This window comes from Actinacidiphila yeochonensis CN732 (assembly GCF_000745345.1).
GTDB lineage: Bacteria > Actinomycetota > Actinomycetes > Streptomycetales > Streptomycetaceae > Actinacidiphila > Actinacidiphila yeochonensis.
Genome location: NZ_JQNR01000005.1, coordinates 1,442,926 through 1,456,311, shown reverse-complemented (window position 1 = coordinate 1,456,311; position 13,386 = coordinate 1,442,926). Strand labels below are relative to the sequence as shown.

Genomic DNA, 13,386 nt, shown 5'->3' with positions numbered 1-13,386 from the left:
TGTGGACAACCGCCGGCCTCATGGCGACGGCCTCCCGAAGGCCGCACCGAGCGCGAATACGCCCAGCGGTCGTCCGGCCCCGGAACCACCCGGACCGCCGCCCGGTGGTGCCGGCTCCGCGGAAGCACCTCGCGGCACAGGCGCGGGCACGGACACAAACACGGGCAAGGACATACGGGGACGCCGGACGCCCCTCCCCCATGTTCCGTTCCGGCGAAGGGACACCGCCGCCCGGAGCGTCGTCGCGATGCCCGGGGAACCGCCCGAGAACCGCGCCCCGCCCGGGTGCCCGGAGCTCAACGCCGCTGCCGGAAGCCCGGCCCGGGCAGGCCCCGCCGCGTCTCCCGTGCTCGCCCGTGGGCCCTCGGCCGCTCGCGCGATGCGGGCCGTCCAGGCCAGCCCCGCCCACTCCAGGAGCGCTCCCGTGGCCAGGCAGGCCAGCCCGGTCCGCGTGTGGAGGAGCACCGTGACCGGGCCCGCACCGAGCCCCGTGCCCAGCACGAGGCCGAACGCCGGAAGCAGCGCCAGCAGCACCGCGGTCGACCGCGGGCCCGCCAACTGCGCCCGCACGTCCTCCCGCTGGTCCGCCTCCGCACGCAGCGCCCCGGCCACCCGGTCCAGCGCCGACGCGAGCCCGGCTCCGCCGTCCACCGCGACCTGCCAGCAGGCGGCGACCGCGCGCAGCCCATGTGCCCCGGGGCTGCGCCGCGCCGCCTCCCGAAGGGCCTGTGGAACGTCCCCTCCGAACCGTGCGGCGGACAGCGCCAGCCGTCCCACGTCGGCCAGTTCGGGCGTACCTGACCACTCGCCGGACTGGAGGGCGCAGGCCAGGGCGGAGTTCGGCGGCCAGCCCGCTCGCAGATCTCCGGCGACCGTCCCGCACAGGGCACTGACCGCCGTGGAGACCCGCTCCGCCACGGCCCTTTCGGCCCGTCGGCACAAGGCGCTCCGTACCAGCGGCACCGCCACCGCTCCTGCGGCCAATGGCACCGGCGACCGGGTGGCCGCCGCCATCGCTGCTCCGGCCGCGAGGGACCACCACTGCGCGCGGGGTCCACCGGCGGCGCCCTCGCGGCTCCCCATCGCCGAGCCCGAAAGGGCTCCCAGCCCCTTCCCCAGCCCCTCGTTCCCCTCTACCGCCGCGCCAAGGGCTCCGACGGCCGGTGACAGGCATCGGCCGGGCGACCCGTCAGCCAATGGACCCGAGCCGCCTCCCGTGGTGGCCGCAGCGGCGTTCGCGCTTCCAGGGGACGGATACGCCGCCCCCTTCACGGCGGGATCTTCCGCTCCGATCGGGCCGGGTGGGGCTGCGCCCGGCCCGCCGTCCACGGCTGCCCACGCGCCTCCGGGCACCGCCGTCTCCGGCTCTCGCCGCCCGTGAGCCCGCCGGGACGGACGGCTGTCCCGCTGCCGCCTCCTGTTCGGCCGGGGCGCAGGACCGCCACGGCCCGCCGGGGGACGGCCGGCCTCCCGTTCGCCGGCCGGCATCGCCAGCAGGCCGGCCGGCGCCGGCCACCGAAGTGCCACTTCTCGGATCCAGCGGCCGAGGCGGCCCGGACCACGTGCGCCCGGCCCGTGGCCGGGCCGCTCGGCAGGCGTACGGGAGCCCGCGGCAGGCGCCTTCCCGGACGGCTCCAGGAGGTGCCGGGCACGCTTCCGCTGCCCGCGCCGCCACAGGACCCCGTACGCCGGCCCGCAGGCCAGCAGCACCGCACCGGCCAGCGCCGTCTCGCGTACTGACGCGGCGTTCACGACGCACCCGCCGAGCACAGGGCGGACAGGCGGGGCCAGCCGGGCCCGCGCTCCGCCGCACCGCGTCCGTCGCGGACCAGGGCGGGGACGGTGCGGACGAGGCCGTCCGGTCCCCGGTCGAGCACGTGGACGGCGGCGACCCTGCGGCGGCCCGAAGCATCCCGTACCAGGTGGACCACGCTGGACAGCGCCGCTCCCAACTGGCTGTGCAGGGCGGCCCGATCCAGGCCGGCGGCGCTACCGAGCGCCTCCAGCCGCGCCGGGACGTCGTGGGCGGCGTTGGCATGGACGGTGCCGCAGCCCCCTTCGTGGCCGGTGTTGAGGGCGCTGAGGAGGTCGAGCACCTCGGCACCGCGGACCTCGCCCACGACCAGGCGGTCAGGCCGCATGCGCAGGGCCTGGCGCACCAGATCCCGCAACGACACCTGCCCGGCGCCCTCCTGGTTGGCGGGACGGGTCTCCAGGCGGACCACGTGCGGGTGGTCCGGACGCAGTTCGGCCGAGTCCTCGGCCAGGACGATGCGGGCGGCGGGATCGGCCAGTCCGAGCAGGCAGCTGAGCAGCGTCGTCTTGCCGGAGCCGGTACCGCCACTGACCATGAACGACAGCCGGGCGTCGAGCATCGCCTTCAGCAGTGCGGCCGTCTCGGGGTCGACCGTGCCCGCCGCGACCAGCTCGGGGAGGGTGAAGGCGCGGGCGCGCACCACCCGCAGCGACAGGCACGGCGAGCCGACCGCCACCGGCGGCAGCACGGCGTGCAGCCGCGTCCCGTCGGGCAGTCGGGCGTCCACCCAGGGCCGGGCGTCGTCCAGTCGGCGACCCGCGCTGGTGGCCAGGCGCTGGGCGAGCCGCCGGACGGCCGCGACATCGGCGAACCGTACGGCGCCCCGTTCGAGGCCGTGGCCGCGGTCGACCCACACCTCGTCCGGCGCGTTGACCAGGACGTCGGTGACCTCGGGGTCGCGCAGCAGGGGCTCCAACGGGCCCGCGCCCACCAGCTCGGAGCGCAGTGCCGTCACCGCGTCCAGCGCCTCGGTGTCTCCGAGCGGGCGGCCCTGGGCACGCAACGCCGCGGCCACCCGGGCGGGTGTGGGCTCGCCGCCCTGCTCGGCGAGGTGCAGCCGAACCGCGTCGAGAAGCGGGGTGGTCATGCCGCCACCCCCCGCGCGGCGGCAAGCGCCTGGGCGAGGAAGGCGGCGCTGAAACGGGCGAGCGGTCCCCTCGGGGCCGAGCCCGGCGGAGCACCACGCGCGAGGAGTTCGCGGATGCCCGGCTCGGGCGGAAGCTCCCCGGCAAGGGGACCGCCGACCAGCTCGGCGATCTCCGCGGCGTCCAGCCCACCGGCGAAGGGCCCTCGGGCGACGATCCGCAGATCGTCGAGGACCAGCCCCAGAGAGGCCGCGACCCGGCCCGCCGCGGCCACCGCGCGCAACTCCGCGGGGACCACGAGCAGGCCCACGTCCACCTGCGCGAAGACCTCCGCCGTCACCTCGTCCATCCGGCGCGGCACGTCGACGACGACCACGCCGCCGCAGCGCCGGGCCGCGCCGAGCACCGATCGCAGGGCCTGCGGCGGCAGGGGGACCTGACGGCCGCGATCCCAGCTGAGCAGGGTGAGTTCCCCGAGCCTGGGCAGCGACGCCTCCAGCACGCCGCTGTTGACCCGGCCGCGCGAGGCGGCCAGATCCGGCCAGCGGAGCCCGGCGGTGTGTTCCACGCCGAGCAGCACGTCCAGGCCGCCGCCGAGGGGGTCGCCGTCCACCAGCATGGTGCGCTGCCCGACGCGGGCCGCCGCCACGGCGAGGGCGCAGGCGAGCGTGCTCGCTCCGGCGCCGCCGCTGCCGCCGACCACCCCTACGGTGAGGGCGGGTTGCGCGGCGCCCTCGGCCGCGTCGGCGATCCGGTCGACCAGCCAGCCCTCGGCCTGGGGGAGCGCCAGGACGTGGTCGGCGCCCAGTTCGACGGCCCGCCGCCACGCGACGGGATCGTCGCCGTCGTGTGTGACGAGCAGGAGCCCGTCGCGCCGGGCGGCGCCGCGCACCCGGTTGTGGGCCTCCACGCCGACCAGAACGAGCGGCGCCTCTTCCCAACTCGTCGATCGTGGCGGTGCGGTGAAGACGACTTCCGGTTCGGCGCCCGCTGCGGCACACAGTCTGAGCAGATCATCGAGGAGCCTTTCGTCCTCCGTGACAATCAGCGGTCCGCGTACCCCTTCCACATGGGCGTGCGGACGATCGGAAGCGTTGGTTCCGTTCATTTCCCTTCCCCCGTCGCTTGTCGTGCGAGCACGGCGTGCTGCGCCTGCGATCAGCGTGCGGCAGGAACCGGAATTGAGGTGATCTTGGTCGGAATCTGTGGACAACTCGGCGATTGTGGATAACTCCGCCACTCGGACGGGTGAGTTCGGCGGAACCACGGAATGATCACGGAAGGTGACGAGTTCAGCACGGTGGAACCGCACGCGCATGCGAACGGAGGAGCGAGGACGCACTCGGAGGACCGGCGTATCCGGAGCGGGGCGGTACGCCCACCGGCATCCGGACATGCGACGACCCCCGCCGGGGGGGAGAGCGGGGGTCGTCCCCACGGTCCGACTCGGGGGGGGAGGAGCCAGACCGGGTTAGCACGGTCGCGAACGATCCGTGACTTCCATGGTGTACCCGAAGCCCCTCTCAGGCAAACCCACGCGCCTGGCCTTAGGCCGAATGGTGGTTGCCTATGCTCATCCCGTGGAAAACCACCCGGGACCGCGCACCGCGGCCTTCTTCGATCTCGACAAGACCGTGATCGCCAAGTCGAGCACGCTCGCCTTCGGACGGTCCTTCTACCACGGCGGACTCATCAACAGGCGGGCGGTATTGCGGACCGCATATGCCCAGTTCGTGTACCTGGTCGGCGGTGCGGACCACGACCAGATGGAGGGCATGCGCAAATACCTCTCGGACCTCTGCCGCGGCTGGAATGTCCAGCAGGTCAAGGAGATCGTGGCCGAGACGCTGCACGACCTGATCGACCCGATCATCTACGACGAGGCCGCCTCCCTGATCGAGGAGCACCACGCAGCCGGCCGCGACGTGGTGATCGTCAGCGCCTCCGGCTCCGAGGTGGTCGAACCGATCGGCGAGATGCTCGGGGCCGACCACGTGGTCGCCACCCGCATGGTCGTCGAGGACGGCGCGTACAACGGCGAGATCGAGCACTACGTCTACGGGCCGGAGAAGGCCGAGGCCATCGCCCGTCTGGCGGAGACGGAGGGCTACGACCTGCGGCGGTGCTACGCCTACAGCGATTCGGCGACCGACCTTCCGATGCTGGAGTGCGTCGGCCACCCGTACGCCGTCAACCCGGACCGGGCGCTGCGCAAGGAGGCCGTGGCCCGGGACTGGCCGGTGCTGACCTTCAGCCGTCCGGTCAGGCTCAAACAGCGCATCCAGTCCCTGCCGATGCCGCCACGCCCGCTGCTGGCCGCGGCGGCGATCGGTGCGGCCGCCGCCACCGCCGGACTGGTCTGGCTGACCGCCCGGCGGAAACGGCCCGTCGGTCTCACCTGACACCCGAGGGCCGCCAACCCGCAGCACCCCGGGCGGCGAGGCCCGGCAGACCCCCGCCGCCTCCGCCGCCCCTACACCCCTACGCCAAGCGGCCAAGCGGCCAAGCGGCCAAGCGGCCGGAGGAGCATGCCCGCTTCGGCCGAGGACAGGTCCGCACACGGATCGACATGCCCGGAATGTCACGTTCCGGGAAAAAGCGGGGCAAGGGGTTCCGCTTCTCCGCGCCCAGCGGTAGAAAGGAATCAGCGGCCCGCGAGACCACGGACTTCCGCGAGGAAGACCGAGTCCAGAGCAGATCGGCCCCACGGACCGAGCACCGAAGCAGGGCACCCACGCGTAGCCGACCCGCCAACCGGGCCAGCCTCACCAGGGAGCGGATTCCGACCCCGCCCCTGTGGGCACACACCGAGCACGCACTGGTAACCCGGCGGACGTGTCAGCGGCGGCTCCCTCGGGCGCCGCCGCTTCAACGTCCACCCGTCTGGGACTGCTTCAACGTTCACCCGTCCGCACCAGTCCGACCGCGGCGCGCGACCCAGCCGGCGGGGCCGGACCGGACCCCTCTCAGGCAGCCCCCCTCTGGAGTGCCTCGCACACCGCGACGCTCTCCCGCACCCCGAGTTCCAGCGCCCGCCCGCAATGGGCGATCCACGCGGCCATCCCCTGCGGCGTCCCCGAGGCGTAGGACTCCAGCGCGCCCAGGTACTCGGCCCGGCCCAGTTCCGCCAGGCCGACCTCGGCCGGGCAGATCGACTTGGGGTCGAGGCCGGCTCCCACGAGGACGATCCGCTGGGCCGCGCGCGCCACCAGCCCGTTGCACGAGCCGAAGGCCCGCAGCGTGAGCAGTTCACCGTGGACAACGGCGGCGACGACCAGTGCGGGCGCCGAGGAGCCGTCGAGCAGCAGGGCAGCGAGGCCCTCCAGCCGGGCCGCGACCTCAGCGGCGTCGGGCAGCCCGATCCGCTCCATACCCGTCAGCGGCTCGGCCACCGACTCGCCGGCCAGTCGCGGTCGGCCCACGGTCTCCTGTCCGGCCGAGCCGGCTGCCGCCACCAGGTGGAGCCGGGCCAGCGCCTGCACCGGCGAGCGCCGCCAGACGTCGAGGAGCAGCCCCGCCTCCGCGGTGACCCGCAGCGCGGCGCCCACGGTCCGCGCCTGGTCGTCGGCCGAGAAGTCGCTGCGGCGCCGGACCTCCTCCAGCGGCCAGTCCGCGCCGGCCAGCGCCGCCGAGGCGCGGGCACCGCGCAGCGCGGCCTCGGAGGTCACCTCCGCGGACCTGCGGCGCATCACGCGGTGACCGTAGACGGCGTCCACGGCCTTGCGGACGGACTCCACCGCCTCCGGCACGCCCGGCAGCACGCCCAACGCGGCCAGCGGGTCCGTCTCACGGGCGTCACGGACATCGTGGGCGTCACGGGCGGGGGTAGGTGCGTTCTTCGCCATGTCCCCGACCCTACGCATCCGCACGGGCGCCAACGACCCCGTTCGGGTGGCCTTGCCCACGTCCCCGGGCCGCCGGTCACAGCACCGCCCTACGGTAACGAACATGAAGATCGCTTTCGTTGGCAAGGGCGGCAGCGGCAAGACCACGCTGTCCTCGCTCTTCATCCGCCACCTCGCGGCGGCCCGCACGCCCGTCGTCGCCGTCGACGCGGACATCAACCAGCACCTCGGCGCGGCGCTCGGCCTGTCCGACGAGGAGGCCGCCGCGCTGCCGTCCATGGGCGAGCGGCTGCCGCAGATCAAGGAGTACCTGCGGGGGTCCAACCCCCGGATCACCTCCGCCGACGCCATGATCAAGACCACGCCCCCCGGGCCCGGTTCGCGGCTGCTGCGACCGAACGGCGGGCGCGACGACTCCCGCCCGGGCGGCCCGACCGGCCGGAACGGCCCGGGCGCCACCGAACCGGACGTCACCAACCCGTTCGACAGCGCCTGTTCGCGATGGGTCCCCCTGGACGGCCCGGACGGCGAGGGCGCCCACGGCGCACGCCTGATGGCCACCGGCGCCTTCACCGAGGAGGACCTCGGGGTGGCCTGCTACCACTCCAAGGTCGGCGCGGTGGAGCTGTACCTGAACCACCTGGTGGACGCACGGGACGAGTACGTGGTCGTCGACATGACGGCCGGCAGCGACTCGTTCGCTTCCGGGCTGTTCACCCGCTTCGACGTGACCTTCCTGGTGGCCGAGCCCACTCGGCGCGGAGTCGCCGTCTACCGCCAGTACAAGGAGTACGCGCGGGACTTCGACGTCGCGCTCGCCGTGGTCGGCAACAAGGTCCAGGACCGTGCGGACCTGGACTACCTGCGGGCCGAGGTGGGCGACGACCTGCTGGCGGCGGTGGGGCGCTCGGACTGGGTCAGGGCCCTGGAGAAGGGCCGGGCGCCACGGTTCGGGCTGCTCGAAGAGGGCGTCCGGACGGCACTGGGTGTCATGCACCAGCGGGCGGACCTCGCCTACGACAGGCGCGACTGGGCCCGCTACACCGCACAGATGGCGCACTTCCACCGCAGGAACGCCGAGAGCTGGGGGAACACGCGGGCGGGCGAGGACCTTGCCGCCCAGATCGATCCGCACTTCGTGCTCGGCACGCCGCCCGACGCCGGAAACGGCGAAGGACCCCTTTCCGGACGGGCGGGGACGCAGTCGGCACCCGCCGCGGCCGCCCTCGCCCACTGACCGAACCGGCCCGCCGTCCACACGCAGCGGGCCCCCGCCCCTTCATGACAGGGCGGCGGAACGGGCCGGGCCTCGCAGTCGATCCGCTTTGTCGCCGTTCTCCGCTCTTCGCTCAAATCTTCACTTCTTCACTCGAAAGACGGAAATCGCACAACGATCCGAATTAGTTTCTTCACTCTCCGCGACCAGTCCATTACTCTCCTTTTACGGACGCTTGAGCGCGTCATGGAGATCTCCAGAGGTCTCCGGACCCGAGGAACGGGGAGAGTCATGCGCATCCATCGATCCGACCTGGCCGCGTCGGTCACGGTCTTCCTGATCGCGGTACCCCTGTCGCTGGGCGTCGCCCTGGCGACGGGGGCGCCCCCGCAGGCCGGGCTGGTCGCAGCCGCGGTCGGGGGGATCGTGGCCGGGCTGCTGGGCGGCGCGCCCCTCCAGGTGAGCGGAGCCGCCACCAGCCTGGTCGTGGTCACCGGAGGGCTGGTCCACCAGTTGGGCTGGCGCGCGACCTGCGCGGTCACCGTGCTCGCCGGCCTGGCGCAACTGCTGCTGGGCGGCCTGCGGGTGGCCAGAGCGGCGCTCGCCCTCAGTCCCGCGGTGGTGCACGGCATGCTGGCCGGGGTCGGTGTGGTCATCGCCGTCGGGCAGTTGCACGTCGTCCTGGGCGGCAGCCCGCAGACCTCGGCGGTGCGGAACATCGCCGCCCTGCCCGGCCAGGTGGTCCACAGCCATCCCCTCACCCCGCTGGTCGGCGCCCTGACCGTCGCGGTCCTGCTGGCCTGGCCCCGGCTGCCCGACAGGGCCCGGCTGCTGCGCTCGGTGCCGGCCCCGCTGGCCGCGGTGGGCCTGGCCACCGCGGCCAGCGCCGCCCTGTCCGTCCCGCGCGTCGACCTGCCGCACCTGACAGCCCCGGCCCTGCCCTCGTCGCCCGACCGGCCCGTGCTGGCCGTGGCCGCCGCCGTCCTCACCGTCACCCTGGTCGCCAGCATGGAGTCGCTGCTGTCGGCCCTGGCCGTGGACGCCCTCCGGAGCCGCCGCCCCGGCCCGCACGCGCCGCCCGCCAGGCTCGACCGGGAGCTGATCGGCCAGGGAATGGCGAACGCCGTCTCCGGACTGCTGGGCGGCCTGCCGGTGGCGGGCGGCGCGATGCGCGGTTCGGCCAACGTCCAGGCAGGGGCGCGTACCCGCGCGGCCACCGTGCTGCACGGTGTCTGGGTACTGCTCTGCGCGGGGTTGGCCGCGAGCTTCCTGGAAGCGATCCCGCTGGCCGCGCTGGCCGCGCTGGTGATGCTCGTGGGGGTGCGCATGGTGAGCTTCGCCCACATCCGGAACATCCATCGGCACCGCGAGTTCCCGGTCTACGCGGCCACTCTCGGCACCGTGGTCGTCGTCGGGGTGCTCCAGGGCGTACTGGCGGGGGTCGCCGTCGCCGCACTCCTCGCCCTGCGCGGCCTGACCCGCATCCGCATCACCGTCTCCCGGGACGGGGTCGGCCACCGGGTACGGGTGGCCGGGCCGCTCACCTTCCTCTCGGTGCCCAAGCTGAGCCGGGCACTCGCCGAGGTACCGGAGGGGGCGGCCGCCGCCGTGGAGCTCGACGGCTCCTTCGTCGACCACGCCGCCCGCGAGGCGCTGGACTCCTGGTGCGGACGGCACCGTTCCCAAGGCGGCACCGCGGTGCTGGGCGACGGCGCCGAAGGGCTCCCAGGCGATCCGGCGGGCGGCTCCGCCTACCGCCCCTGGACTCCTTGGCGCGACCACGACCGCACCCGGCCCGGCGCCGTACCGTCCACCGGCGCACCGCCCGCCGGCGACGGCCGACTGCTGAGCGGGGTGACCGCCTTCCAGCGGGACACCGCCCCACTGGTGCGGGAGGAGCTCGCCAGGCTCGCCCGCGAGGGACAGAGCCCTACCCAGCTCTTCATCACCTGCGCCGACTCCCGCCTGGTCACCAGCATGATCACCTCCAGCGGGCCGGGCGACCTCTTCACCGTGCGCAACGTCGGCAACCTCATGCCGCCTCCGGGGCCGGACCCCTCCTGCGACTCGGTCGCCGCGGCGGTGGAGTACGCCGTGGAGGTGCTGGGCGTCTCCAGCATCACCGTCTGCGGCCACTCCGGATGCGGCGCGATGCAGGCGCTGCTCGGCTCCGACCACGAGCCGGGCGCCCAGACCCCGCTGGCCCGCTGGCTTCGCCACGGCCGTCCGAGCCTGGCGCGCCTCACCGAGATCCGGAAGCACGAGCAGGCGGCAGCGGAGGGACCGGCCCCGGTGCTCCCGCCCGTGTTGGCGGACCGGCCGGCCACCGACGACCTCGAACGGCTCGCTCTGGTCAACGTCACGACGCAACTGGAGCACCTGATGGCACATCCTTGCGTCGCCGACCGGGTGCGGAGCGGAGCGCTCAACCTCCACGGGATGTACTTCCACGTCGGCGAGGCCCAGGCCTATGTCCTGGACGGCGGCACCGGTGTGTTCTCCGCGGTCCGCCCGGACGCGGTCCCCACCGAGGCCCCGCCGCTGCCCCGGCCAGGAGCCCTGCCGCGGCCGGGTGCCCTGCCGCGGCCGCGTTCCCGGCCACGGTGCCGGCCGATACCGCGGCTGCTGCCCCGGCCGCGGTATCGGCCTCGGTATCGGCCGCCGCCCCGGCTGCCATCGCGGCCGCCGCCCCGGCCGGCCGGTCGGCGGAAGGGGCTCCGGAGGCGGCGGCACCCCCCGCCCGGATCCCCGCGGAGTCTGCCGCCCAACCGGACCCCGCGGCTCCGGTTTCCCCCGGCGGCCCAGCTGACCTGGTTCATCGCGCGGGCCCGGCCGATCGGCCCGGTCCGGCCGGCCCGGAAGATGCGGGGAGTCCATCGGGTGCGGACGGGGTACGACCCTCGGGAGGGGATGCCGACCCAAGAAAGGTCTAAACCACTTTCCGGTGGACTCTTGTCAGGGTCGGCAAGGACTGGTGAGGTAGTCCCGGGACATCTGGGACACGACAAGGAGCTGGCGTGAGCAGCAACGAAAGCCTGGCCAACCTGCTGAAGGAGGAGCGGAGGTTCGCGCCTCCGGCCGAGCTGGCGACCGCCGCCAACGTCACGGCGGACGCCTACGAGCAGGCCAGGGCGGACCGGCTGGGCTTCTGGGCCGAGCAGGCCCGGCGGCTGAGCTGGGCCGTCGAGCCGACCCAGACGCTCGACTGGTCGAACCCTCCGTTCGCCAAGTGGTTCGCCGACGGCCGGCTCAACGTCGCGTACAACTGCGTGGACCGCCACGTGGAGGCCGGCCACGGAGACCGTGTCGCCGTCCACTTCGAGGGCGAGCCGGGCGACAGCAGGTCCATCACCTACGCCGAGCTGAAGGACGAGGTCTCCCGGGCCGCGAACGCGCTCACCGAGCTGGGTGTCCGCAGCGGCGACCGGGTCGCCGTCTACCTGCCGATGATCCCCGAAGCCGTGATCGCGATGCTGGCCTGCGCCCGGATCGGCGCCGCCCACTCCGTGGTCTTCGGCGGCTTCTCCGCCGACGCCGTCGCCTCCCGGATCGAGGACGCCGACGCCAAGCTGGTGATCACCGCCGACGGCGGCTACCGCCGGGGCAAGCCCTCCGCGCTCAAGCCGGCCATCGACGACGCGGTGGCGCGGACCCCGCAGGTCGAGCACGTCCTCGTGGTGCGCCGTACCGGGCAGGACGTCGCCTGGACCGAGGGCCGCGACCTGTGGTGGCACGAGGTGACCGGCCGGCAGTCCGCCGAGCACACCCCGGAGGCGTTCGACGCCGAGCACCCGCTCTTCATCCTGTACACGTCCGGTACCACCGGGAAGCCGAAGGGCATCCTGCACACCTCCGGCGGCTACCTCACCCAGACCAGCTACACCCACCACGCCGTCTTCGACCTGAAGCCGGAGAGCGACGTCTACTGGTGCACCGCCGACATCGGCTGGGTGACGGGCCACTCGTACATCGTCTACGGCCCGCTCTCCAACGGCGTCACGCAGGTCATCTACGAGGGCACCCCGGACACCCCGCACCAGGGCCGGTTCTGGGAGATCGTGCAGAAGTACGGCGTCAGCCTCCTCTACACCGCCCCCACCGCGATCCGCACCTTCATGAAGTGGGGCGACGACATCCCGGCGAAGTTCGACCTGAGCAGCCTGCGGGTGCTGGGCAGCGTCGGCGAGCCGATCAACCCCGAGGCGTGGGTCTGGTACCGGGAGCACATCGGCGCCGGGAAGACCCCCGTCGTCGACACGTGGTGGCAGACCGAGACCGGTGCCATGATGATCAGCCCGCTGCCCGGGGTGACGCAGACCAAGCCGGGCTCCGCCCAGACCCCGCTGCCCGGGATCGGCGCCACCGTGGTGGACGACGAGGGCCACGAGGTGCCGAACGGCGCCGGCGGCTACCTGGTGCTCACCGAGCCGTGGCCGTCGATGCTGCGCACCGTCTGGGGCGACGACCAGCGCTACATCGACACCTACTGGTCGCGCTTCGAGGGCCGCTACTTCGCGGGCGACGGGGCGAAGAAGGACGAGGACGGCGACATCTGGCTGCTCGGCCGGGTCGACGACGTGATGCTGGTCTCGGGCCACAACATCTCCACCACGGAGGTCGAGTCGGCGCTGGTCTCGCACCCCAAGGTCGCCGAGTCGGCGGTGGTCGGCGCCGCGGACGAGACCACGGGGCAGGCCATCGTGGCCTTCGTGATCCTCCGGGGCAGCGCGCAGGACAGCGACGAGCTGCTGGCCGAGCTGCGCGACCACGTCGGCCGCACCCTGGGCCCGATCGCGAAGCCCAAGCGCATCCTCACCGTCTCGGAGCTGCCCAAGACCCGTTCGGGCAAGATCATGCGCCGCCTGCTGCGGGACGTGGCCGAGAACCGTGAACTCGGCGACGTCACCACCCTCACCGACTCCTCGGTGATGGACCTGATCCAGCGCAAGCTCCCCGCCGCGCCCAGCGAGGACTGACCGGGCGCAGGAACGACTCCGCAGCGAGCCGCCCCCGCGCAGGAACGACTCAGCAGATCCGCCCCGCGCGGTCTCCGACCCCGGCGTCGGGCGGCCGCACGGCGGTGGACGGCACAGCGATCGGCAGACGGCAGTCGGCGGCACAGCGGCTGGCGGCGTGCGGGGACACGGCCGTACGGCCCGAAGGGCGCCCGGAAACACCCGGGCGCCCTTCGGCGTCCCCGGCGGGCCGCCCGCGTCGGCTTCGCGCCACCAAGCCGACGAACCGGCGAACCGACGAACCTGCTCACGGCCGCATAGCCACACGGCCGCATGGCCACATAGCCGCATGGCCACATGGCCGCACCGCCAGACACCGCCGCGCGCCCGGGCCGCCAAGCCGCCGCACCGGCCTCGCCACCCCCCTCGCGGCTGTGCGCGCCGCCGAGGTCGCGGCTGAGGGACGGAA

General features: G+C 73.9%; 8 protein-coding genes. 4 read left to right on the top strand and 4 right to left on the bottom strand.

All coding sequences use genetic code 11. The features are described 5' to 3' along the window. Positions 1-18: 18 nt before the first annotated feature. The 3 genes from BS72_RS38440 to ssd form a co-directional block, all read right to left on the bottom strand. Entirely contained in the window at positions 19-1,014 is a 996-nt protein-coding gene (locus tag BS72_RS38440; RefSeq protein ID WP_322942308.1) for a type II secretion system F family protein, read from the bottom strand. 734 nt (positions 1,015-1,748) lie between these two features. Next, positions 1,749-2,903 carry a TadA family conjugal transfer-associated ATPase gene (locus BS72_RS17980; RefSeq protein WP_037911829.1) on the bottom strand — a complete coding sequence of 385 codons (1,155 nt, stop codon included), beginning with the start codon at positions 2,901-2,903 and terminating at the stop codon, positions 1,749-1,751. Further along, positions 2,900-4,009: a septum site-determining protein Ssd gene (gene ssd / locus BS72_RS17975; protein ID WP_037911827.1), complete on the bottom strand. Its 1,110-nt coding sequence runs from the start codon at positions 4,007-4,009 to the stop codon at positions 2,900-2,902. The genes BS72_RS17980 and ssd overlap by 4 nt, the downstream gene beginning before the upstream one ends. Before the next feature lie 448 nt (positions 4,010-4,457). On the opposite strand from ssd, the gene BS72_RS17970 reads away from it, so the two are divergent. After that, positions 4,458-5,303 carry an HAD family hydrolase gene (locus BS72_RS17970; protein WP_037911825.1) on the top strand — a complete coding sequence of 282 codons (846 nt, stop codon included), beginning with the start codon at positions 4,458-4,460 and terminating at the stop codon, positions 5,301-5,303. Between the two features lie 564 nt (positions 5,304-5,867). Here BS72_RS17970 and BS72_RS17965 read toward each other — a convergent pair. After that, positions 5,868-6,746 (bottom strand): Fic family protein, encoded by an 879-nt coding sequence (locus BS72_RS17965; protein WP_051951219.1) that lies wholly within the window; start codon positions 6,744-6,746, stop codon positions 5,868-5,870. Positions 6,747-6,849: 103 nt separating this feature from the next. On the opposite strand from BS72_RS17965, the gene BS72_RS17960 reads away from it, so the two are divergent. The 3 genes from BS72_RS17960 (at position 6,850) to acs (ending at position 12,938) form a co-directional block, all read left to right on the top strand. Next, the gene (locus BS72_RS17960; protein WP_107498815.1) at positions 6,850-7,983 is read left to right on the top strand and encodes an ATP-binding protein; all 1,134 of its coding nucleotides are present in this window, start codon (positions 6,850-6,852) and stop codon (positions 7,981-7,983) included. 270 nt (positions 7,984-8,253) lie between these two features. Then, positions 8,254-10,983: a bifunctional SulP family inorganic anion transporter/carbonic anhydrase gene (locus BS72_RS17955; protein WP_063836096.1), complete on the top strand. Its 2,730-nt coding sequence runs from the start codon at positions 8,254-8,256 to the stop codon at positions 10,981-10,983. Further along, the gene (gene acs, locus BS72_RS17950) at positions 10,980-12,938 is read left to right on the top strand and encodes an acetate--CoA ligase (protein ID WP_037911822.1); all 1,959 of its coding nucleotides are present in this window, start codon (positions 10,980-10,982) and stop codon (positions 12,936-12,938) included. The genes BS72_RS17955 and acs overlap by 4 nt, the downstream gene beginning before the upstream one ends. Positions 12,939-13,386: the final 448 nt, after the last annotated feature.